The organism is Roseibium album (assembly GCF_965233825.1).
Lineage (GTDB): Bacteria > Pseudomonadota > Alphaproteobacteria > Rhizobiales > Stappiaceae > Roseibium > Roseibium album.
The window spans coordinates 2,786,722-2,807,731 of sequence record NZ_OZ247583.1; the positions used below are offsets into that span (position 1 = coordinate 2,786,722).

Sequence of the window (21,010 nt, forward strand, 5' to 3'; positions counted from 1 at the left end):
CTTCCATTCGAAAACCAGGGCCTAGTGAAAAGGACCGGCTGTGACAGTCTTGGAATATGTGCTGATCGGCTTTCTTGTCGGGATTCTCACGACAGCACCTGTTGGCCCTGTCAATGTCATGGCAATTCAGCACGCAGTCAAAAACGGTTTCAGCCACGGGGTTTTTGTCGGGCTCGGCGCAGTGGTGGCAGACACGATTTTCGCATCTGCGGCCATATTCGGTGTGTCGGCGGTTACCAATTTCGTTGATTCCCGGTTTGGGCTAATCGAGATTGTTGGGGGCGCGCTGCTGATCGTATTTGGCATCAGGATCTGGAACACCCATCCGCATATTGAAAAAGACGGCAACGGACGCGAATACAGCTATCTGGGAGATGCCGCCGCGGCCTTTTTCATGGCGATTACAAACCCGGGAACAATTTTTGCGTTTGCAGCCATTTTTGGTGTTTTGGGAGACTATCGACCGGCGCATGACGATCATTTCGGGTCACTGCTGATGGTCGCCGGCGTGGCCGGTGGTGCAACGTCATGGTGGCTGTTCGTCTCGGCAACGGTCTCGCATTTCAAGTCAAGGATTGACGATCGCTGGCTGGGTCGGGCCAACCACATCGCCGGATTTGTACTGATTGTTTTCGGCGGATTGATTTACCTGAACCTGGCTCTGGACAGGCTCGGTCACGCAGCCGGTATCTGGGGACATTGATCCAGTACACGAAATGAAAAAGGCCGGACAAGCCGGCCTTGTGTATTCGTCGGATCAGGATTACTGGAGAACCCGGTTCACCGTGTAGTCGCCCTGAAGGATGCGGTCCGGCAATCCTTCGGCAAGTTTCGCCACGGCATCTTCACCATAGGCCGCAACGAGATCAGCAAGTGCGGTAAACATTGCGGCGTGTGCAACCGCGTCGGCATCCACGCCGTTTGCGATGGCTTCCGCCCAGGCATCCGAAATAAAGCCGAGCGCAGCGCGTCTGATGTCTTCGTCCTCGGCAAATTCGGCGTCCATTGCTGCCTCAGCATAATCGTCGTTTATCATTCGTTCCCTTACCGGTCTGTCCCGAACGCTTGGAGACAACTCCAACGTGTCCCTGTCCCGAATCTCATAACCTGATCCTAGCACGGTGATCCGCGCTGATAAGTAACCGTGAACGCAAACTTAACGGCCACCCACAAATTTGATTCAAAAGGTTAACCAACTCGTAACGTTTTGAAGATTTTGCCCCGGTTTATCTGCCGTACCGGCTGGTTACGTCGCTGATGATGGTCTCACCCTCGTTGAGGTATTGTGCCATTGCGATACGGGCCGCGTCTGTGCAGTCCCTGTAAGCGACTGAGAATCCACGATATCCCTGGTTAAACCGTTCAATGAATCTGCGTCGCCGATTCTCGTCGATGGTTTCGGCGTCCAGAAAATCTTCCATCCGGTCGCGCCAGCTCGGGTCGTCGTTTTCTTTGCATAACGGGCGCAGAAAATGGAGCGCGCCGAATATTTCCGAAAGGCGCATCAGCTGCTGTTCATAGGGCGGTGCATCGATCCCGGCTTGCTGAGCGGACACAACCTGAACCGGTAGGGAAAGTGCCAGCATTGCAAAAATGATCGCCCGGCAAATGAAATCAGCTACGCGTTTTTTCCTCATGCGGGGATCATGCGCGCGGGCAAGGGGTACTTCAAGCGCTACGGTGAAGTGATCCCAAGAATTGCAATGTCCGGGTGGAAGGCATTAGCAACGAATGCGAATGTCACGTCATGGACGAGGGGTACTTCCCGATCGTTTTCTGTCTTGACCGCTTCGACGGACCCGATTGATCGGCCACTACCGGTTTCGCGCTGGTCCAGAATGGAAGCCTGTTCTCCACTCCAGCGTAACCGCACGTTTTCCGATATGGAGATCGGGCCTGCCGTTCTGACGTGATCGAGTGTGGCGGCAAAAATCTGGTTACCATCACGAACGACCACGACCCGTGCCATGGGGTTGATGTTGTCTGGAAGGTCTCCCCGATAGAGGGGATATGGCGCCGATCGGCTGTCGTATCCGACATAAGGATTGGACCCGTAGTTGCGCCGAGGCGGCGACGGACGGGCAAGAACCGCGGCTTGAGGGTGTGTCTTGCGGACTGCCTCGAAGGCGACGACCCGGGACGGGATCATTTTCAGGTCGCGCCCGGCATGGGTGCCGACGATGCCCTCACCGGTAAATTGCTGCCACCAGGTTTCGGTCTGTCGGTCATACATGACAAGGTCGGAGTTTCTCAAAAGGCCAGTCGTTCCGAAATCGAGGACGTCGCCGTCAAAGCGCCGGTCAAAGACGATGGACGAATTGCACAGTGGGCAATAGGTCACCGATACCGGAGTCTCGCCGATCCGGTCGTTGACGATCTCATGCCAGATCAGGATCTGAAGCGGGTAGGCTTTGACGGCATCATCCAGCTCGAGAAGGATCACGGGCTCCCGGTCCTGAAGCCAGTCGACGCTGCTTGCAGGCTGAAATGCCGGTTTGTCGATTGAGGGAATACCGTCTTTCGGTGGACCACCGGAAAAGATCGAGTTCAGGTCGATGCTCGTTTTGGTGAAATCCGTCGAAAATCCGGCTCGGCGCCACTGATCCGGGCTGGCCTTTGCGGAAGGTGCCAGGATGCAGACCACGATCATGGCCAGAGCGATGCACGGGGCCAGACATGAAAGTTGCACGGAATAAAAGCGCATGAGAGCCTCCGGACTTTAGCGTGCAGTCATGCTCATCCAAACCCCGCGGAATTGGGAATCACGGATCTGCAAACCTCCGTGAAGGCACTCACCTTTGCGCTACCGGTGCAGGTGGCGGCGAATACGCTCCGGTGTGTCTGGTGTCATCTTGCGCGCGTCGAGTTCATCCGGATGGACCCAGTCGATTGCGGCTGCGTCATCTCCTGCAACCGAGACGCCTGAATGGAACGGGCCGCAAAAAACAGTGAGGATAAAATGGGTAAGAACCCTGCCATCATCATCCAGTTGAATGGAATCGAAGGTTTCGACCGGCTCACCTAGGTTGGCCTTGACGCCTGTTTCTTCCAGAAGTTCCCGTTCTGCTGCCTGAGCGAGCGTTTCCCCAAGCTCCACAAGGCCTCCGGGAAGGCTCCAGTGGTCCTTGTAGGGATCCTTGCCGCGCTTGATCAACAGAGCATGACCATTCCGGTGACAGAGAATACTTACGCCGATACGGGGTGCGTCTGGATAGAATCGGGACATGGAGCATTTCTGAAAAAGAGGGTCGGGGCAGAATAATCAGGCAAACAGTGCGTCGATTTCCGCCTGCGCACCGTCGCCTTCATGCTGTGTTGCTTCCGGTTCAAGGTGCCCGTGAATGACGGCACCTGCAAGGGCGATCAGCGGCTTGATTTCGTGTGTCGCTCTGTAAGCGATGTCTTCAGCAACAGAAGCAGCGTCGCTGGAATTGCGCAACTGATCCTGGATCTGACCGACCAGCACGTCGATATCCGCTATATGTGTCTCAAGATGCTCTCTCAGGAAGGCCGGCGCCGCGGAATAGGCCATGATTGCCAGCTGCTTGTCCTTGAAAGTCGAATTCTCAAAATGACCTTCATAACCCAGGGGTTCCCAGTCCAGAACATCTTCGGCGCAGTCGGGCATGTCGGGTAGCATTTCAAGGAGCATCATGACTTCGTTGAAATGATTGAGATAATCAGTGGCAAGTCCCGTCTGGGGATTGATGTTTGCCTGTTCCAGCCGTTCGGCAGCCAGATCTCCGGCGCCCAAAACTGGATCCAAACATTCCATACCTGCCCCCTGATTATTGACTTCGTGTGCAGGCTACTTCTTTTTTGTTTCCAATTGCCTAACTTTGCAGCAGCACGACGGCAATTCGACGATACGATCGCCGCAGGCGTTCGACGTGGACTGGAGATAAAATATGTGTGGCCGACTTGCTCTCACCACGCCGCCGGATGCGGTAAGGGACTTCTTTGACTATACCGACAGGCCGAATTTTCCGCCGCGCTACAACATTGCACCGACCCAGCCTATCGCGACGGTTCGATACGAACATGGCAGCCGACGGTTTCACCTTGTGCGTTGGGGTTTGATACCCTCCTGGGTCAAGGATCCGTCGGATTTCACACTGCTGATCAATGCAAGAGCTGAAACGGCCGCGGAAAAGCCCTCATTCCGGGCAGCAATGCGCCATCACCGCTGCCTCATTCCGACGTCCGGATTTTATGAATGGCGGCGGACCTCCGAAGGCAAACAGCCATTCTGGATCCGACCGGCGGATGGCGATGTCATGGCCTTTGCCGGGCTTTGGGATACCTGGTCGGACCCGGACGGCGGCGATATGGACACCGGCGCAATTTTGACGATCCAGTCCAACCGGATGATGTCAGAGATCCATCACCGCATGCCTGTGATCGTGAAACCGGGTGCCTTTGAGACATGGCTCGACACGGCAAATGTCGAGGCGCGGGAAGCAAAAAAGATGCTTGTGCCGATCGATGACGATTATCTTGTCGCCACCCCGATTTCCACGCGCGTGAACAAGGTTGTCAACGACGATGCCGACATCCAGAACCCTGTCGATGTCGGCGAGACCGGGGCCAAGTTGAATGAAAGCTCAAAGCCGGGCTCCAGACAGGACGACAGCCAATTGGATCTGTTCTGAACCGCGTCGGCAGATTTCCCGTGCAAAGGACATGGCAGCCGTGTAGGGGGAGGAAAACCCGGTCAGGCAGACAAAATGAACGAAACCGATAAAAGAGCGCCCGAATTGGATGACGATGCTTCGGACGAAGCGCTTGCCGAAGCCTATAACAGAGGTCTTGAGCGGCAGAAATCAGGTGATCTGAAAGGCGCAGAGCAGGCATTTCGTCAGGTTCTTGCACTGGATCCGGATGATAGCGGCGGGGCGAGCATTCGTCTTGCGGCGATCGGAGTGGAAGCTTCGCCGGAAAAAATGCCCGATGCCTATGTCGCCACGCTGTTCGATCAGCACGCTGATGTCTTCGACGAGATCCTCGTCGATGAACTTGGATATTGTGTGCCGCTGCTCCTTCGCGATCTCGTCGGAAGGCTGGGCTTGGGACCGTTCGATCGTCTTCTCGATCTTGGGTGCGGCACCGGCTTGACCGGAATGGCGTTTGCGGACTGCACAACCCGCCAGACCGGTGTGGATCTGTCCGAAAAGATAGTCGAACTCGCCTATGACCGGGACGTCTACGAAGACCTTTACATCGGCGAAGCCGTGGAATTTCTTGAAGGATTTGAAGAAGACGATGGAACTCGGCCAGTCTGGGACCTGATCGCGGCAACGGATGTCTTCCCTTACCTTGGAGCCGTCGAACCATTTCTGAATGCAGCTGCGGATCGTCTCGATACTGCCGGATATCTCGCCTTTTCGACAGAGACCCTACCTGACGAGATAATGGGCGGACGCTCCTACATGGTGGGACCCAAGAGCCGCTTCGCCCAGTCGGAGAAGTATATCCGAACCTCCCTTGATGTCGCCGGATTTGATATTCTCGCCATGGATCCGATTACAGTCCGGCTGGAAGAAGGTAACCCGGTTCCCGGGCATCTGGTTCTGGCGCAACTGCGTTGAACGAAGGGCTCTTGTGAGGAATGCCGCGTCTCTTGATGGATCCGGTTCAACTCATCACCGGGACACCGGAAGTCCGATACTGCTTGAGTTTGGCAAGACCGCTGAAACAACCGGGCATTCCCGATAAACCTGAATATCGGCACAACCCGTGCCTTATTCTTCGAAAAAGGCTCTAGTTTTTGAAATAGAATTCCCGTCTCAGCGCTGAATTATGCCACGGCGACTGTGTACCCCTTGTCGAATCGTACACATCCGCCTTGATCCGTTTCATCATGATTTCGATTTCAAGGCCGGGTGTCTCGATATGAGTGAGCAGTGCCGTTGTGAACGGGCTGTTGTCTTCGTCGCCATCCAGGGCGACCTCGCCCGGAGCCGTTGCAAAGCCGATGAGGATATTGCCCCCGCCAGCCTGAGGAGCGGCAAGCCCGCGTTCGACCTGCGAACTGCGGCTGACGCCAAGACTGCGTGAAAACCGGCGGGAGAGTGGATTGTCACGGCATGCGTCCAGAAGCGCAATCGACAGTCGGCCGGGCGCATTCATGTAGTCCAGCACCGTGCCGAGTTCGATCGTCTCGAAGTCGACAGCGGTTTCGTCTTCGAGTTTTGCGTCTATCGGAATGAGATAGTTTCTTCCACTCAACTGCATCGCATGACCTGCGTAGAAGAACAGGGCGACATCTGCATCCTGGATCGAACGTACATACGCTCTGACTGTTCCTTCCATGGCGATTTTGCTCTGATCCAGACCGAGAATAACCGTGAAGCCCAGGCGCTTCAGCGATTCCTGCAAGTCGGTAGCATCGTTTTTCGGATTGGGCAGGGGCGGGGCGTGTTCATATGCCGAATTGCCAATGATCAAGGCGACCCGCTTGCCTTCAGGAAGGGTTCCCAGATCCGGCAGCTTCGGGCTTGTTGCGGTCTCTTGCCTTTGGCGCGGTTTGCTTTCATTTGGATCTGGTTGTGGGTCCGGACCGATAACCGGGACCGATTGGGATGCGCTTTGTCTGGGTTTTGCTGCATCGACATACTGGCCGTAAGCCCAGCCACGCATCCCGTTTGAAAGTTCAACTTCGAACCAGGCACCCTGTTGCGCCAGCAGGGAAAGCCTGGTGCCTTCGAGCAGTCTTGCAATTTCAGAGTGGCCTGTTCCCGCACCTGATCTGAGCGACAGGAAGTTGTCACTGGTCCCGCTCAGGTCTCCCACGACGCCTGGGCTCGGCGGCGTGATCGACCGTTTGGCAACAGTCGGTGGTGTGACAGGTGCAGGCGCGATGGATGGTTGCGGCGGCGGTGCGTATCCGGGAGCGGAAGCGACATACTTGCCGTACGCCCAGCCGGTTCGCCCATCGGCGAGTGCGACATTGAGCCAGGATCCACTTCTGCCAAGGATGGTCAGCGGGGTGTTCAAACCCATGCGGACGATTTCCTGATACCGTGTGCTCGGTCCCGTGCGAAGCGACAGGTAGTTGTCACCGGTTGGATCGAGGCCCGAGACAAAGGCATTTTGCGATGTCGTGGGAGGGTTTGCTACACCTCCCGAGTCGGTCGTGATGCGGGTTGATGCAATCAGCGACCGGGACGCGCCCCCCGTTATGCCGGTCGCCGACCAGACAGCGAACTGAAAGCGTTGACCATTGTGAAAATAGCTGTCTCCCGGGATGATGCCGCCGGACTGCAGGTTGGCCTTGTAGCGATTGCCACCGGGTTGGGTCATCCAGCCCAGTGTGATCGCGAACCAGCCATTGCTGGACTGAAAGACCGTTGTTTTCGGAAACCGGCTGGCGTAACCGCGCGCAACATTGACAGCCTCGGACGCGTTGGGGCGGCTCGCGACCACGAGCCATCCCCCGTTTCCGCCGGGGATCACGGCTGCGTTGGTCTCCTGGACGGTCGTCGCTGCAAGGCAGGCGAGCGCCACCAGGACAATGCCCAACATCTTCAACTGCTTCACGGCGCCAATTCCAAGCTGATGCATTCTGTCTCCCCCGGCCAATGAGAGATTTTGCAACGTGTTTGCCAAGAATACCAGAGGCCTCCAGAACGGGCATGCCAGGTCTCCCGCAGCATGACACTGCGGGAGAATGTGTTCCGGAGGGCTCGTCCAACCCTGGAGGATGCCGTCAGTCCGCGTCCGGGTCTGCCGGATTCAGTCGCAGATAGGGTTCGCCGTCGGATGTTTTCTTCACGGCGACACCGTCAGAACGGATGAGACAGTTCACGCGGCTTCGAAACGCGGAAAAGCTGTCGAATGTGACCACATCGACGGGTTCGTCAAATTGGATCGTCACATGGTATCGCTCTGTCGTCCCGACCTTGGAGAGAGCCTTGATTTCTCCCTGGAAGGCCTGCTGCATGTAAGTGCCGGATACCCGGTCACCGACCGAAAATGCGAAGTGGTTGGGGCGCGACACTGTCGCACTGGCGGTGTTCCAGTCCCTGAAACCATGTTGCGTCGACACAAGTTCGAGCGCCTGGCTGTGTGACAGTTGCTTGCCGTTTGCCGCAAGGGCCTTGCGCAGGCGTTTCGCCTGGGATTTCAATTCGGAAACACTGGGGAGTGTCATGATATTACCTTTTCAAGAAAGGCAGGGTCGGAGGCAATCGCCTTCCAATGGGGCCCGCATTGCCATCAGCCTGCACAGTCCTGTGAAGGTCGACATTCGACGAAGAAGACTTCGTGAAAGGAATTTCACCTTGGGCTCTGCCCGCGGGCGGCTGGCTTCCTCAAACCGATCTCACGCATATTCGGACAACTTGCATCTGTCAATGAAAGAAAAAAGAAGCCGCTTTCGCGGCTTCAAGTAAGGGAGGTTTGCATGACACCTGGCGGATATTGTGCCCGGTGCCGGGGGTGACGGCAGTCTTGTCGCTGCCGCAGGTCAACAGGGTAGACGTCACCCTGGAGCCGGTCAGGTCTGTATCAGGCTCTTGAGGAGTTCGACCTCCTGCGCCAATACGTTGTCTTTTGTCACCATGTCCTCGATCTTTCGAACGGCATGGAGAACCGTTGTGTGGTCGCGATTACCGAAACGGCGGCCGATTTCGGGGAGCGACCGTCCCGTTACGACCTTGGCGATGTACATTGCAATCTGGCGCGGGCGTACAAGGGTCCTGGCCCTGCAGGACGACAAAAGGTCCGCCTTGGTGACACTGAAATGTTTGCAGACGATCTGCTGGATTTCTTCCACCTTGATCGTGCGCGGTTCACCGATCCTGACCAGATCGTGCAGCGTTTTTTCCGCAAGATCCATTGTAACCGGCTGTTTGGTCAGCTGATTGTGAGCGAACAGGCGATTCAGTGCCCCCTCCAGATCGCGTGCCGAAGAAATAACGTAGCGCGCTATGTAGTCGGCGACCTCCTCGGGCACGCTGAACGCTGGATGGGTGCGTCTGGCCGCCGCAATCCGCTTCCGCAGAATGTCATGCCGCAACGCATAGTCCGTCGCCTGGATGCCGACGACCTCACCGGTTTGTATCCTCCGCATGACCTTGCCGCTCAGCGTACCGAGGGCATCGGGCATCCGGTCGGCTGCCATGATGATCTGACTGGGTGCTTCCATCAGAATTTCGAGTGTTCTGCCGAATTCCTCATGCGCCTGTTTGCCATGGAGGAACTGGAGATCGTCGACAAGCAACAGGTCGATCGACTTCATTGCCTGGCGAAGGACCGGAAAGGCCGGTGTCCGCAAGGCAGGTACCAGGTGATACATGAAAAACTCGGCGGACAGATAGGCGACCCGCCGGCCGGACTTGCGGGCTTCCGCAGCTGCTGCCTGAAGCAGGTGCGTCTTGCCGATACCGGTCGAAGAGTGAATGAAGAGCATTTCCAGAGTGCCTTCATGTCCTGCCGCCATCTGTCGGACGGCGGCACAGGCCAGGCTGTTGGAAGAGCCTTCCGCGAACGTCTCGAACGTCAGCTTGGGATTGACCGCTGCTCCGCTCAGGAATTCCGCAGCAGCTTCATCTCCGGTGTCTGCAAGGCAGGGGATCGCGGCAGACCTGTTGGCTGCACCGAATTGGGCGGGATTGCCGAACGGTGCGGTGCGGCCACTGATCCGGCGCGCAGCAATAGATTTCGGGGGGTGCGTTACGTTGACCTGACGCGGGCGCAACGCTCCGCGGACGGTCAGTTCAATGCGATTGATGTCGTCGAGTTCGCGCTTCCAAAGTCCGACCAGCTTTTTCTCGTAGTTGTTCTGGATCCAGTTTTTCAGAAAACGCGTGGGGACCGAAAGATGAACTGAATCGCCCACGGTTTCTTCGTGCTTCACTCTTCCGAACCAGTTTGAAAACACATCCTCACCGAGTTCATTTCTCAGTTCATTTTTCACACGATCCCATTGATCCGAACTGGCTAAGTTCTGAACCTGCATTTGTGGCCTCCATCTAGGAAAACGACTGTGTCGTTCTCCCCCGTGCACTGTCTGCGAGCTGCTGGTTCCGCCTTCGCAACTCTTTTGCTTTTGTCAGGTCTTTCGACCGGTTGGCTTATTGACGCCTATGACACATGATTAACCTTTTACTTACCATGTTTACAAATAGCTTATTCTTATGAGGTCATAGACGCTTCACATCGTAGTTTGTGTAGATGAGGAGATGTTTGAAGGTAAATAATACATATCAAAACTTACGCCTCATCGAATTCAGGACATGCCGCAAGTCCTGATCGAGTTTTTCCTTCTGCTAGTGTTTCATCAATGCCTTCAGGCACGCAAGCATTTTTAATAAAAATTTAACTTTTGAGCGTTTTTTCTGCAAGTTTTCAAAAGGTAGTTGTCGATTTTGTAAATTTCCGCGAGGGTTTTGCATATTACTGATTGAAAAATCAGTCATTTTTTACAAGGAACTTTGTTGATGAACAAAAGCTTGCCAGTCAGAAGGCACGTGAATCACCTCGTATTTCAGGCCCGAATGAGCGTCGAGTCCATGAAAGTCAGGGAGATTGTCGGTAGCAGATCGCCGGATTGACGCTCCGATGAGAAGTTGGTCGGTGTCGATTAAAACAGAATAAATACGAATTAATTCAATTATCTGCTTCGAATTCTCAATCCAACAGCTACACCGGAGTTTGACGAGAGACTTCGTTTGGGCCTCCTCGTATATTGCTGATCCAGGACATATCGGCGTGTCAGTTGCTTGCAAAGCCGCGAATTTCGCTAACTGGCTGTAGCCCGGGAATTGATCTCAGGCGAAGCTGGTACAACTTGGACTCGCCTAAGAATTGTATAAGTAATAGTGAATTATTCCATGGGAGAGGAAAGCAGCGGTCCGGCTCGGAAAATCAAAGGAGAACCGGACCGCGCACTCTTCGCCCGACAATCGGTCTGAACGGACCGGCGGTCTCTCGCCGAAATCCTGAAAAGAGATGGCAAGGCCATTGCGGACATGTGCGCAACCGGATGCGGACAGGCAACGAAACGGTGTCAGTCACCGGAACAGGAGGGTCAGATAATGCGCCCGGGGTTCAGAAGGTTCTTTGGGTCCAGATCTTTCTTGATCCGGCGCATCAGGTCCAGTTCAACATTGGATTTCACGTCCTTCAGCAGGGTTCTTTTCAGGCGGCCGATGCCATGTTCGGCGGAAATGCTGCCGCCGAATTCGTGCACGATGCCGTGGACGATGGCGTTCATCTCGTCCCATTTCGCAAGATAGGCGTCCTTGTCGGCGTCGATGGGCTGGGAGACATTGAAATGGATGTTTCCGTCGCCGATATGTCCAAAGGGCACGGGCCGGCAACCCGGCACGAAAGCCTTGACTGCGGCCATTGCCTTGTCGAGGAAATCCGGGATGCAGGCAACCGGTACGGAGACATCGTGTTTGATTGAACCCCCTTCGGGTTTCTGGACTTCCGACATGCCGTGGCGGATATGCCAGAAGTCCTGCACTTGCGAAAGGTTCTGGGCAAAGGCTGCGTCTTCCACCAGACCTTCCTCGAAGGCTTCGCCGAGTATGCTTTCCATCAGATCCCTGATCGGGAAGGCATCAGATCCGCTCGAGAGCTCCAGGAGAATGTACCAGGCGTGGGTGCCATTGAGCGGATCGCGTGCACCCTCCAGATGATTCAGGCAAAATTCCAGACCGACGCGCGGCATGATTTCAAATCCGGTTAGAACCGGTCCGGCCTGAGCCTTTGCCATTGTGAAGAGTTTGAGTGCCGCCTGAGGATCCGGTAACCCGACAAAGGCGGCTTCCAGTTTCCTGGGCTTGGGAAAGAGCTTCAAAGACGCAGCCGTAATTATCCCCAGGGTACCCTCTGCGCCGATAAATAATTGTTTCAAATCATAACCGGTATTGTCCTTGCGAAGCGTTCTGAGACCGTCCCAGATTTCACCTGTTGGCAGGACAACTTCCAGTCCGAGGACGAGGTCGCGCGTGTTGCCATAGGCCAGGACGGCTGTCCCGCCGGCGTTGGTTGAAATGTTCCCGCCGATCTGACACGAGCCCTGAGAACCAAGTGAAAGTGGAAACAGGCGACCGGCTTTTTCAGCCTCGTCATGAAGCGTCTCCAGGACTACTCCTGCCTCTACCGTAATGGTGAAACCGGCGGAATCGACAGAGCGGATCTTGTTGAGCCGAGAGAGGGACAACACGATTTCATCCCCGGTTTCCTGCGGAATTTGCCCCCCCACAAGCCCTGTGTTGCCGCCCTGTGGAACGATCTTGATGTCATGTTCATAAGCATATCGCATGACTGAACTGACCTCTTCGACGTTGCCTGGACGAAGCACCATCGGCGTGACACCCTGATATAGATCGCGCCACTCCTTCAGGTATGGAACCTGGTCTTCCGGGGTGGTCATGACGTTTGCGGCGCCGATCAATTCAGCGAAACGGTCGGCGTGTGGAATGCGCTCCATGAGCGGGGTCCTTGCGAAGTTGAATGGCGGGAATCGGGCGTCACAATAGTAGGTGTTTTCGCGCACGTCGACGGCGCATTCGGTCGCTGTGACTCTTGAAGGAACCAAACCCTTGTGCCATAGGAGGCCAGCCCGCTCGGGTGGTACAGGAATCCTTTTCGGAGAAGAAGATGGCGGAAACGCGCGGACTGATGAATGGCAAACGCGGCCTGATCATGGGCGTGGCAAACAACAAGTCGATTGCCTGGGGTATTGCCAAAGCGTTGGCCGACGCGGGAGCCGAGTTGGCGCTTACTTATCAGGGCGATGCTTTGAAGAAACGGGTCGAACCGCTTGCCGAGCAGTTGGGTGCGATTGTCGTCGGTCATTGTGACGTTACCGAAGGCGAAACGATCGATGCCGTCTTCAAGGCCCTTGAAGACAAATGGGGCAAGATCGACTTCGTGGTCCATGCTGTCGCGTTTTCGGACAAGGCTGAACTGACAGGGCGTTTTGTCGACACGTCTTCCGACAACTTTGCCCGTACCCTGGATATTTCCTGCTATTCACTGACAGCTGTGACCCAACGCGCTGAAAAACTGATGTCCGAGGGCGGGTCGATCCTCACACTGACCTATTACGGTGCTGAGAAGGTCATGCCGCACTACAATGTCATGGGCGTCGCCAAGGCTGCACTTGAAACGAGCGTGAAATATCTCGCAATGGATCTTGGTCCGCAGAACATTCGCGTCAATGCCATTTCGGCCGGTCCGATCAAGACGCTGGCCGCGTCCGGCATCGGCGATTTCCGGTATATTCTGAAGTGGAACGAATACAATTCACCGCTTCGGCGCACAGTGACAATCGAAGAGGTCGGCGACAGCGCTCTGTTCTTGCTGTCCGACCTGGGACGCGGTGTCACCGGAGAAATTCAGCATGTCGATTGTGGCTACAACATCGTTGGCATGAAGGCGGTCGACGCTCCGGACATATCGGTCGTCAAGGACTGATTGAGCTGAATGGCCGGTACTGACCGGCCGTTTTTTTCTGTTCAAGGACAGACCTGATCCTGGAAAACATCATGACGACGTTACAAACCGGCGGCGCAACAGTCCGATTGCCGCAAATTCATGACCCCGACCTTCTGATATTTGTCAGGCATGGCCAGACGGAATGGAATCGGGAAGGCAGAATGCAGGGACACCTGGATATTCCTCTCAACGGGACCGGCAGGGAACAGGCTGCGTCCAACGGCGTTCGGCTCAGGGATTTCATGAAGCGTGAGGGGTTTGACCCCACTGCCTTCGATTTTGTCGCGTCCCCGCTTGGCCGCACCAGAAACACAATGGAACTTTTGCGGGACGGCATGGGACTGGGTGTTGATGGTTACCGTTTGGAAGAAAGGCTTCTGGAACTGACTTTCGGCGAATGGGAAGGTTTTCGGCTCGAGGATCTTGCCGACAAGGAGCAGGAACTGCTCCTGCAACGGCGGGCGGACAAGTGGCGATTTGTTCCACCGGGTGGCGAAAGCTACGAAATGCTGGCGGACCGGGTCGGTGACTGGCTCAAGAGTGTCTTGCGGCCAACGGTGGTCGTTGCACATGGCGGTGTCTTCAGGGTGCTGCGCGGTTGGTTGGAGGGGCTTGAAAGCGCAAACGTCCCGAAGCTTGATGTGCCTCAGGACAAGGTTTTTGTCTGGCGGAACGGACAATTCAGCGCGATTTGACGTATCTGCTACGGAATTACACGATTTAGTGACACAGTGTTTTCCATGACGCGGTGATCGGCTCTGACGATCACCGCGTAACCTTCGCAATCCGAGGGGGGTGTTGTGTCCGCAGAAGAATTTTACCGTGAACTGCCGAGTTTTTCCGATTTCAGCAGCGTTGCGAAGCTGGAGAACTATCGTCCGGTTCCCAACGATTGGTATGTTCTGGCCGCGGACATAGTCCGCTCGGGCGATGCGGTCGCGCAGGGACGTTACAAGGACGTCAACATGACTGGCGCGGCAGTCATTGCTGCTGTGCTGAACAACGTCGGTCGTGACAGGGTTCCGTTCGTGTTCGGTGGTGACGGCGCCATGATGTTGATCCCCGCCGCGGATCTGGAAAAAGGCAAGGAAGCCCTGGCTGGTGTAGTTGATCTGGCCAGCCATGTCATGGAACTCGAGTTGCGCGCCGCCGCGATCCCAGTTGCTGTCATCCGAGCTCGCGGTGGTGACATCAAGTTGCGCAAATATCTCCTGAGCCCGGGAAATCATCTGGCAATGATCGTCGGAGACGGTCTTGATATTGCCGACAGGATCTTGAAGGACCCGGAAGCTGTCCACCCCTATGCGATAACCTCCGACAATGCGGATCTGCCACCCCTGGAAGGACTCTCCTGCCGTTGGGAACCACTGCCTGCGCAAAACGGGCATATTGTCTCCCTCATTCTGAAGCCCGCAGGGCGCAGGTCCCTGACGGAGTTGATGGACAGGATTGCCGAGGAGCTTGGCTTCAATCCGCTTGTCGACGACAATCGAACCAGGCTGGCCGAAAAACCGCGTTTGAAATTTCGTTTCCCACCAAAAGGCCTTGGTCTGGAAGTGAACCTCGCATCTGCCGGAAAACATGCCCGTGGCTGGGCCAAAGGCCTGTTTGAGTGCGTGTTCTTCGTTTGGGGATATGCGACCGGTTTTCGTGTCGGTCCCTTTGACCCGAAAAAATATTTTCGCGAACTGGGCCTCAACACCGATCATCGGAAGGTTGGAGACAGCTTGCAGCTTGTGCTGGATCTTACCCCTCAGCAACTTGAAGCTCTTGAGACGTGCCTGGCGTCAACCTACGATGCAGGCGAGGTTATTTTTGGAATGCATGTGTCAGGCGAAGCGCTTATGACCTGTTTTGTCCAGGATATCGGCAACAGTCAGCACATTCACTTTGTTGACGGTTCAAACGGTGGTCTGTCCATGGCGGCTGCCGAATTCAAGCAGCGTCAGGCCATATTGAAAACCGCCTGAACGGGGCCGCGCTTCGGGACAATGCCGGCTCAGGCGATTGCGGACTTCCGATCAGCGTTTGTGGTCGGGTGCGCGCCAAAGTTCTGTCTGAGGATTATCGTGCTTAGATCGACTTCCGGCACTGCCTTGGAGATCAGAAATCCCTGTATGACGTCACAGCCATTCTGTCTGAGCCAGTCACGCTCACCTGTCGTTTCGACACCTTCGGCAAGGACGTCGATATCAAGGCTCTTGGCGAGGTTGATCAGGGCACTGGTGAACTTCTGCAGGTCAGGCTTCATATCCACACCCGACACGAAGCTCCGGTCGATCTTGACCCTGTCGATCTTCAGATCCCGCAGGCTGGAGATACTCGAATGACCTGTCCCGAAGTCGTCGAGTTCAACAAAAAAACCGAGCTCGGAAAGATGGGCGATGTTCTCCTTGATCGGCGCGGCCGTATCCTCGTCGATCATGACCGCTTCCAGAATTTCAAGACTGATGAGCGAAGGAGAAAGACCCGCGTCCTTGACCTGGCAGTGAAGGGCGTCGACGGCCCTTGCACTGCTGAGCAAGTCAGCCGACACGTTCAGACCGAAATGGATCGTTCGGCGTGTCCGGCCGGCAAGCTCCGCCGCGAGGTCGATGGTTTTCCGGCGTACAATGTCTTCAATCCGGTCCATGTATCCAGCTTCTTCGGCCGCCGGCAGGAAGTAGCCCGGAAAGCGGATCTGCCCGTAATCCAGCCAGCGAACGAGTGCTTCAGCACCGACAACCTCGCCGGTCACTATATCTATTTGCGGCTGGAACCACGGCAGGATGTCATCGTTGTTCAGAGCTTTGTGGAGCCGCTTGGCAATCTCCCCATTCTCCTCGAACACTGTACGCATTTCGGATGTGAACAGGGCGCATTTACATGGCGCTTTCTGCTTCGCCGACCGCAGGGCCAATTCCGCATCGACAAGAATTTGGTCGGTGACCGGATCGCCGAATTTGTTGATCAGCAACCCGGCATTGGACTCAAGCACTATTTTCTGATCATCAACGAGACGTTCTTTGCCGAGTTCCCGAATGATCCTGGCGGGTAGTTTCTCAAATTCCGGTGCGTCGGACACATTGGGGCGCAACAGCATGAATTCCGTTCCACCGGTCCTGCACAGAATGTCCTGTGCTTCGGCGAACTGGACCAGTTGCTCAGCGGTATCTCTTAAAATGGTGTCTCCTGCCTGGTCGCCGTAAAGATCGTTGATTTTCTTGAAGTGACGAAGGTCGAAGATGATCAGCCCGGTACTGTTTTCCACCGCACAGGGAGGCAGTGCCCGGATCGACCTGAGGAGCGCCCGGCGGTTCGGCAATCCGGTCAACGGGTCATGAAAACCCAGGTTTTCAAATTCCTGCTGGGTCCGGTCGGCAAGTGCTCTGCTGAGTGCGACAGCTATGGCGAAGGCTGCCACGATGACGAGGCCGCCGACGAGCCCGGCAAGTGCAACGGCAAACAAAGTCTCGGCCCGTTGCTGCTGCAGATCCTCATGGAGGTAGTCGACGGTTTCCTGCCACAGCGCGAAAATGGTGCGCACGAAATCAGGTTGGACGGAATTCAGTTGTTCATTGGTGATGTCCGCACCGCTGTTTCCCTTGATTGTCGAAGACAGCAATTTCGAACCGGCAGACTGGTAGGCGAGATTGGCACTGCGATAGGCGGCCGCCTTGTCCCTGAGCACATCGGCTCTCGGTCCTTCCAGGCCCTGAAAATATTCCCTCGTCGCCCGGGAGGCTCCGTCCGCCGCGACCTTGAATTGCCCTCCCTGGACGGGAACGAGCATCTTGTCCCAGGTGTTGATCGCCGCCTTTCCGGATAGCATCTCGCCGTTTTTCACCATGACGGACGTTTCGATGACGACCGTCATCAATGTGTCGTTGATCAAATGCGGAAGCTTGGAGGTTTCGTAGGACGATGAGGCGCTGAGCTTTGCGAGTTGTGAAATCTTTGCCGTCAGCAACCTGGCTTTGCGTAGCGCATCGGGAACATTTGGCTCTTGAAGAAAATCATCAAGTTCGGTGGCGAGTTCGTCTGTGGTCTGTGACGTGTCGAAATCGACAAGGCGTCGGCGGAGCATTTCAGTTGGCTGGCTGATCTGCCCTGTGAGGGCCTTTTCCTGCATCAGCGGGCCCAGCGACTGAACCAGGTTGAGCCCGGCAAGGCTACGGTCGATCGAGCTGACATTCTCGAACTTGTTGTGAAACCAGAGCGAGGCAAAGAGCAGGCAAGGTGCCAGCAAGAAGACGATAAGACCTGTCAGCCAACCTCTGATATGCACAACTGTGCCCCACGTTAAGATGCCCGAGGTTTAGTCTGATATCCGACGTGCCTTAAGGATTGGCAAATACAGAGCCAGTTTTACAGGATGTTTTGAACTGTTGAGTGAATTTAAGAATTAGCGTCGAAAGTCACAAACAAGTGAAAGTATAAGAGGTCGTATTTTCATCGAATATTAGTTTTTGAGGGTTGCGGATTATTGAGTGTCCGAGACGCCGTGGAAACAGATTTGGCAAGGACAGTGGAAATGAACCGGGGCTTGAGCTTCCCGGCAGTTTGGCTTATCGCTCGGCATCTGACGTCTTTCCCGCTGGAAATTGGAAATCTTCATGTCGCACAACAGTTTTGGTCACTTGTTTCGTGTCACAACGTGGGGGGAAAGCCACGGCCCGGCCATCGGCTGCGTGATCGACGGCTGCCCGCCGCTTGTCCCGCTGACGGAGGGTGACATCCAGGGCTACATGGAATTGCGCAAGCCCGGCCAGTCTCGCTTCACGACACAGCGGCGTGAGGCAGATGAGGTGAAGATCCTGTCCGGCGTTATGGTCGATGACGACGAGGTTCAGAAAACCACCGGTACACCAATCTCCCTGATGGTTGAAAATACGGATCAGAGGTCGAAGGACTACTCGCAGATCAAGGATCGGTTCCGGCCCGGGCATGCGGATTTCACATATGATGCCAAGTACGGTATTCGTGACTATCGCGGCGGTGGCCGTTCGTCCGCCCGGGAAACCGCCATGCGGGTCGCAGCCGGAGCTGTTGCCAGAAAGGTTCTTCAGGGCGTTACAATTCGTGGTGCTCTGGTTCAGGTGGGAGAGCACAAGATCGACCGGGAAAACTGGGACTGGTCGGAAATCGGCAACAACCCGTTCTTTTCACCGGACCCCCAGGCTGCCGGGCTCTGGGCAGATTATCTTGATGGTGTCAGAAAGGCCGGGTCATCCGTCGGCGCGGTCATAGAGGTCGTTGCCGAAGGTATCCCGGCGGGTTGGGGAGCGCCGATCTATGGCAAGCTGGATACCGACCTGGCCGCGGCGATGATGTCGATCAATGCGGTCAAGGGTGTAGAGGTCGGCAATGGTTTTGAAGCTGCCAGCCTGACCGGAGAAGAAAATGCCGACGAGATCCGCGTGGATGATGTCGGCAGACCGGTCTTCCTGACGAACAATTCTGGTGGCGTTCTTGGAGGTATCTCCAATGGAGACCCGTTGGTCGTGCGCTTTGCCGTCAAGCCGACGTCGTCAATCCTGACCGAGCGCAAGTCGATAACCCGGCAGGGCGAAGAAGTGGATGTGATGACGAAGGGACGGCACGATCCGTGTGTCGGTATCAGGGCGGTTCCAGTGGGCGAAGCCATGATGGCGTGCGTACTTGCCGACCACTATCTGAGGCACCGCGGCCAGATTGGGTAGATTGCTCCGACAATCCTCTGAAATTTCCGTACCTCGGTATGAACGTATTTTTTGACCTAGAATATGACGGTTCTGATGAGGCCTGCGCCGGCGAACAGCATCAGAAGATAGAGGCACCCCCGGCGGTAGGTCTGGTCGAGGCTGCGACTGAACAGTTTGCTGCCGACAAAGACACCCGCCAGAACAAGCGGCGAAAAGATTGCGCCGCGAACAACTGCCTTTTCATCCAGTACGCCGAACAGGAATAGCGTTACCGATGAGGTCAGCATTCCAAAGAACAGGTAGAGGACAAGGGCGCCTCGCATTTCCCGCGCTTTTTTCGGTGAAGCGAGAATGTAAAGGGCAATCACCATTCCCCCGATGGATGCCAGCCCGCTGACGACACCTGCAGCAAACCCTGTGACCGGGATGGCAACACGCTGTGAGGTGACGGCCATTTTGACCTTCAGAAGCTGCAGGATCGTAAGGGTGAGCACCAGCACCAGGGCAAACAGCTTGGAAAGGTCGGCATCTATGCTGGTTGTCAGGGCGAGGCCGAGGGGAACACCTATCGCGCTGAAAAGTGCAAGTGTCACGGCAGTTCCCAGGTCGGCTTCCCTCAGGCCTCCGCGAAACATGGCCAGGCTGGCTGCTGCTTCCAGAATAAAGCAGACGGGGATCAGTTCCACAGGGGGGACAAAAACGACAATGCTGGCCATGAGAACCGCAGACAGGCCGAACCCGGCAAAGCCGCGAACCGCGCCTGCAACGAACACCATGGTGGCGCTGATCACCAGATAACTCGGAGGCAGTCCTGTCCAGCTTGTCAGATCCTGAAGCATTATCACTCTTTCGTTCAAACCGGCCGTTTTCTAACAGGCTGCGATAACGCAAGTAAATTCTCGAAATTGCAGGCATCAGCTGCAATAATGCAGAAATGAACTGGGAAAGCCTCAAATATCTGCTGGCATTCTATCGCGCCGGCTCTCTTTCCGGTGCGGCCGACCGCCTGAAGGTCGACGCAACGACCGTGTCACGGCGGCTTGCAGCTCTGCAACAGGAGATCGGGACACAGTTGATCGAAAAGTCCGCGAGCGGCTCACTCGAACTGACGGCAGCCGGCCTCCGGACGATATCGCATACCGAATCTGTCGAAACCACACTTGACCGCTTGAGCACGGAATTGACCGGAGCGCGTCTTGCTGAAGAGGGAATGGTTCGGATCTCGTCCGTTCCCGTAGTGAACAGCAAAATTCTGATGCCTGAATTGAAGCGGTTTTCCGAACGCCATCCTGGAATCGAGATGCACCTGGCGTCAGAAGTGCGAAATGTCAGCCTGACCAGGCGCGAGACAGACATGGCTATCCGGCTGGGCCGGCCGCAGGATGGTGGCTACAACGTGACAGCAAGACGAATTGCCGCTCTAACGCACGCGGTCTATGGGCCGGCTGGAGGTGCACGGGACGATCTGCCCTGGATCATGTATCACGAAAACATGAGTTTCCTTCCTCAGGCCAGGTGGATGAGCGAGCATTTGAAATCCGGTAACGATAGAACTTCGAACATTCGTCCGAGTGACCTGGAAGGTGTGATCGAAGCAATCGCTGCCGGCCTTGGACGTTCCCTCATTCCACAGGTGATCGCTGAGACGGACCATCGGTTGCAGAAACTGGAAGAGCCGAAACCGGACCTGTTGCGGGAGGTGTGGCTCATGCAGCATAGCGATCAGAGCGGTCTCGCACGCATGGTTGCCGTTAGTCGTTGGATCGAACAGATCTTCTCTCAAAGGCAAAGCTGACAGGTTTGCAACGGCTCAACACAGATTTGCAGGGCTGTCTGTTACAATCGGTTACAACATATTCGTCGTTTAACAGTGGACCTTGCGCGTGGTTCTT

At 55.7% G+C, this 21,010-nt stretch carries 19 protein-coding genes; 8 read left to right on the forward strand and 11 right to left on the reverse strand.

The genetic code is table 11. The annotated features are described in order from the left end of the window. Positions 1-40 precede the first annotated feature (40 nt). Entirely contained in the window at positions 41-703 is a 663-nt protein-coding gene (locus tag ACO6TI_RS12945; protein WP_055111296.1) for a LysE family translocator, read from the forward strand. Positions 704-763: 60 nt separating this feature from the next. Here the strand turns inward: ACO6TI_RS12945 and ACO6TI_RS12950 are convergent, their stop codons facing one another. The 5 genes from ACO6TI_RS12950 to ACO6TI_RS12970 form a co-directional block, all read right to left on the reverse strand. Continuing rightward, complete coding sequence (locus tag ACO6TI_RS12950) at positions 764-1,036, reverse strand: hypothetical protein (RefSeq protein WP_029063820.1); 273 nt, start codon at positions 1,034-1,036, stop codon at positions 764-766. A 190-nt stretch (positions 1,037-1,226) separates the two neighbouring features. Next, positions 1,227-1,637 (reverse strand): TIGR02301 family protein, encoded by a 411-nt coding sequence (locus ACO6TI_RS12955; RefSeq protein WP_082442722.1) that lies wholly within the window; start codon positions 1,635-1,637, stop codon positions 1,227-1,229. Between the two features lie 38 nt (positions 1,638-1,675). Beyond that, positions 1,676-2,704 carry a DUF3179 domain-containing protein gene (locus tag ACO6TI_RS12960; protein WP_422385058.1) on the reverse strand — a complete coding sequence of 343 codons (1,029 nt, stop codon included), beginning with the start codon at positions 2,702-2,704 and terminating at the stop codon, positions 1,676-1,678. 99 nt (positions 2,705-2,803) lie between these two features. Further along, a complete protein-coding gene (locus ACO6TI_RS12965) occupies positions 2,804-3,226 on the reverse strand; it encodes an NUDIX hydrolase (protein ID WP_422385059.1) in 423 nt (140 codons plus the stop codon). 36 nt (positions 3,227-3,262) lie between these two features. Next, on the reverse strand, positions 3,263-3,775 hold the full coding sequence (locus tag ACO6TI_RS12970; RefSeq protein WP_104703492.1) for a hypothetical protein: 513 nt from the start codon (positions 3,773-3,775) through the stop codon (positions 3,263-3,265). A gap of 133 nt (positions 3,776-3,908) precedes the next feature. Here ACO6TI_RS12970 and ACO6TI_RS12975 point away from each other — a divergent pair, with 133 nt between their 5' ends. Next, complete coding sequence (locus tag ACO6TI_RS12975) at positions 3,909-4,652, forward strand: SOS response-associated peptidase (protein WP_422385060.1); 744 nt, start codon at positions 3,909-3,911, stop codon at positions 4,650-4,652. A gap of 75 nt (positions 4,653-4,727) precedes the next feature. Next, positions 4,728-5,588 carry a methyltransferase gene (locus ACO6TI_RS12980; RefSeq protein ID WP_422385061.1) on the forward strand — a complete coding sequence of 287 codons (861 nt, stop codon included), beginning with the start codon at positions 4,728-4,730 and terminating at the stop codon, positions 5,586-5,588. 172 nt (positions 5,589-5,760) lie between these two features. Here ACO6TI_RS12980 and ACO6TI_RS12985 read toward each other — a convergent pair whose 3' ends face one another. The 4 genes from ACO6TI_RS12985 to ACO6TI_RS13000 form a co-directional block, all read right to left on the reverse strand. Further along, the gene (locus ACO6TI_RS12985; RefSeq protein ID WP_104703489.1) at positions 5,761-7,563 is read right to left on the reverse strand and encodes a caspase family protein; all 1,803 of its coding nucleotides are present in this window, start codon (positions 7,561-7,563) and stop codon (positions 5,761-5,763) included. Between the two features lie 145 nt (positions 7,564-7,708). After that, positions 7,709-8,152, reverse strand: coding sequence for a glyoxalase superfamily protein (locus ACO6TI_RS12990; RefSeq protein WP_104703488.1), 444 nt, complete (start codon positions 8,150-8,152; stop codon positions 7,709-7,711). Between the two features lie 345 nt (positions 8,153-8,497). Beyond that, positions 8,498-9,961: a chromosomal replication initiator protein DnaA gene (gene dnaA, locus ACO6TI_RS12995; RefSeq protein ID WP_104703487.1), complete on the reverse strand. Its 1,464-nt coding sequence runs from the start codon at positions 9,959-9,961 to the stop codon at positions 8,498-8,500. Positions 9,962-11,032: 1,071 nt separating this feature from the next. After that, positions 11,033-12,445 carry an FAD-binding oxidoreductase gene (locus ACO6TI_RS13000; protein ID WP_104703486.1) on the reverse strand — a complete coding sequence of 471 codons (1,413 nt, stop codon included), beginning with the start codon at positions 12,443-12,445 and terminating at the stop codon, positions 11,033-11,035. A 170-nt stretch (positions 12,446-12,615) separates the two neighbouring features. On the opposite strand from ACO6TI_RS13000, the gene fabI reads away from it, so the two are divergent. From fabI to ACO6TI_RS13015, 3 genes are all read left to right on the forward strand, one after another. Next, entirely contained in the window at positions 12,616-13,434 is an 819-nt protein-coding gene (fabI, locus tag ACO6TI_RS13005) for an enoyl-ACP reductase FabI (RefSeq protein ID WP_055111314.1), read from the forward strand. Between the two features lie 71 nt (positions 13,435-13,505). Beyond that, on the forward strand, positions 13,506-14,150 hold the full coding sequence (locus tag ACO6TI_RS13010; protein WP_422385062.1) for a histidine phosphatase family protein: 645 nt from the start codon (positions 13,506-13,508) through the stop codon (positions 14,148-14,150). Between the two features lie 105 nt (positions 14,151-14,255). Then, positions 14,256-15,425, forward strand: coding sequence for a DUF3095 family protein (locus ACO6TI_RS13015; protein ID WP_104703485.1), 1,170 nt, complete (start codon positions 14,256-14,258; stop codon positions 15,423-15,425). A 29-nt stretch (positions 15,426-15,454) separates the two neighbouring features. Here the strand turns inward: ACO6TI_RS13015 and ACO6TI_RS13020 are convergent, their stop codons facing one another. Continuing rightward, entirely contained in the window at positions 15,455-17,722 is a 2,268-nt protein-coding gene (locus tag ACO6TI_RS13020; RefSeq protein WP_422385063.1) for a putative bifunctional diguanylate cyclase/phosphodiesterase, read from the reverse strand. 328 nt (positions 17,723-18,050) lie between these two features. Here ACO6TI_RS13020 and aroC point away from each other — a divergent pair, with 328 nt between their 5' ends. Continuing rightward, complete coding sequence (aroC, locus tag ACO6TI_RS13025) at positions 18,051-19,136, forward strand: chorismate synthase (RefSeq protein ID WP_055112625.1); 1,086 nt, start codon at positions 18,051-18,053, stop codon at positions 19,134-19,136. 56 nt (positions 19,137-19,192) lie between these two features. Here the strand turns inward: aroC and ACO6TI_RS13030 are convergent, their stop codons facing one another. After that, a complete protein-coding gene (locus ACO6TI_RS13030) occupies positions 19,193-19,957 on the reverse strand; it encodes a sulfite exporter TauE/SafE family protein (RefSeq protein ID WP_029063836.1) in 765 nt (254 codons plus the stop codon). 95 nt (positions 19,958-20,052) lie between these two features. Here ACO6TI_RS13030 and ACO6TI_RS13035 point away from each other — a divergent pair, with 95 nt between their 5' ends. Further along, entirely contained in the window at positions 20,053-20,913 is an 861-nt protein-coding gene (locus tag ACO6TI_RS13035) for a LysR family transcriptional regulator (protein WP_422385064.1), read from the forward strand. The last annotated feature ends 97 nt before the right edge of the window (positions 20,914-21,010 follow it).

Coding starts and splice junctions, on each gene's coding strand:
- ACO6TI_RS12950 (WP_029063820.1), bottom strand. CDS start 1,036: ATGATAAACGACGATTATGCTGAGGCAGCAATGGACGCCGAATTTGCC.
- ACO6TI_RS12955 (WP_082442722.1), bottom strand. CDS start 1,637: ATGAGGAAAAAACGCGTAGCTGATTTCATTTGCCGGGCGATCATTTTT.
- ACO6TI_RS12960 (WP_422385058.1), bottom strand. CDS start 2,704: ATGCGCTTTTATTCCGTGCAACTTTCATGTCTGGCCCCGTGCATCGCT.
- ACO6TI_RS12965 (WP_422385059.1), bottom strand. CDS start 3,226: ATGTCCCGATTCTATCCAGACGCACCCCGTATCGGCGTAAGTATTCTC.
- ACO6TI_RS12970 (WP_104703492.1), bottom strand. CDS start 3,775: ATGGAATGTTTGGATCCAGTTTTGGGCGCCGGAGATCTGGCTGCCGAA.
- ACO6TI_RS12975 (WP_422385060.1), top strand. CDS start 3,909: ATGTGTGGCCGACTTGCTCTCACCACGCCGCCGGATGCGGTAAGGGAC.
- ACO6TI_RS12980 (WP_422385061.1), top strand. CDS start 4,728: ATGAACGAAACCGATAAAAGAGCGCCCGAATTGGATGACGATGCTTCG.
- ACO6TI_RS12985 (WP_104703489.1), bottom strand. CDS start 7,563: ATGCATCAGCTTGGAATTGGCGCCGTGAAGCAGTTGAAGATGTTGGGC.
- ACO6TI_RS12990 (WP_104703488.1), bottom strand. CDS start 8,152: ATGACACTCCCCAGTGTTTCCGAATTGAAATCCCAGGCGAAACGCCTG.
- dnaA (WP_104703487.1), bottom strand. CDS start 9,961: ATGCAGGTTCAGAACTTAGCCAGTTCGGATCAATGGGATCGTGTGAAA.
- ACO6TI_RS13000 (WP_104703486.1), bottom strand. CDS start 12,445: ATGGAGCGCATTCCACACGCCGACCGTTTCGCTGAATTGATCGGCGCC.
- fabI (WP_055111314.1), top strand. CDS start 12,616: ATGGCGGAAACGCGCGGACTGATGAATGGCAAACGCGGCCTGATCATG.
- ACO6TI_RS13010 (WP_422385062.1), top strand. CDS start 13,506: ATGACGACGTTACAAACCGGCGGCGCAACAGTCCGATTGCCGCAAATT.
- aroC (WP_055112625.1), top strand. CDS start 18,051: ATGTCGCACAACAGTTTTGGTCACTTGTTTCGTGTCACAACGTGGGGG.
- ACO6TI_RS13030 (WP_029063836.1), bottom strand. CDS start 19,957: ATGCTTCAGGATCTGACAAGCTGGACAGGACTGCCTCCGAGTTATCTG.
- ACO6TI_RS13035 (WP_422385064.1), top strand. CDS start 20,053: ATGAACTGGGAAAGCCTCAAATATCTGCTGGCATTCTATCGCGCCGGC.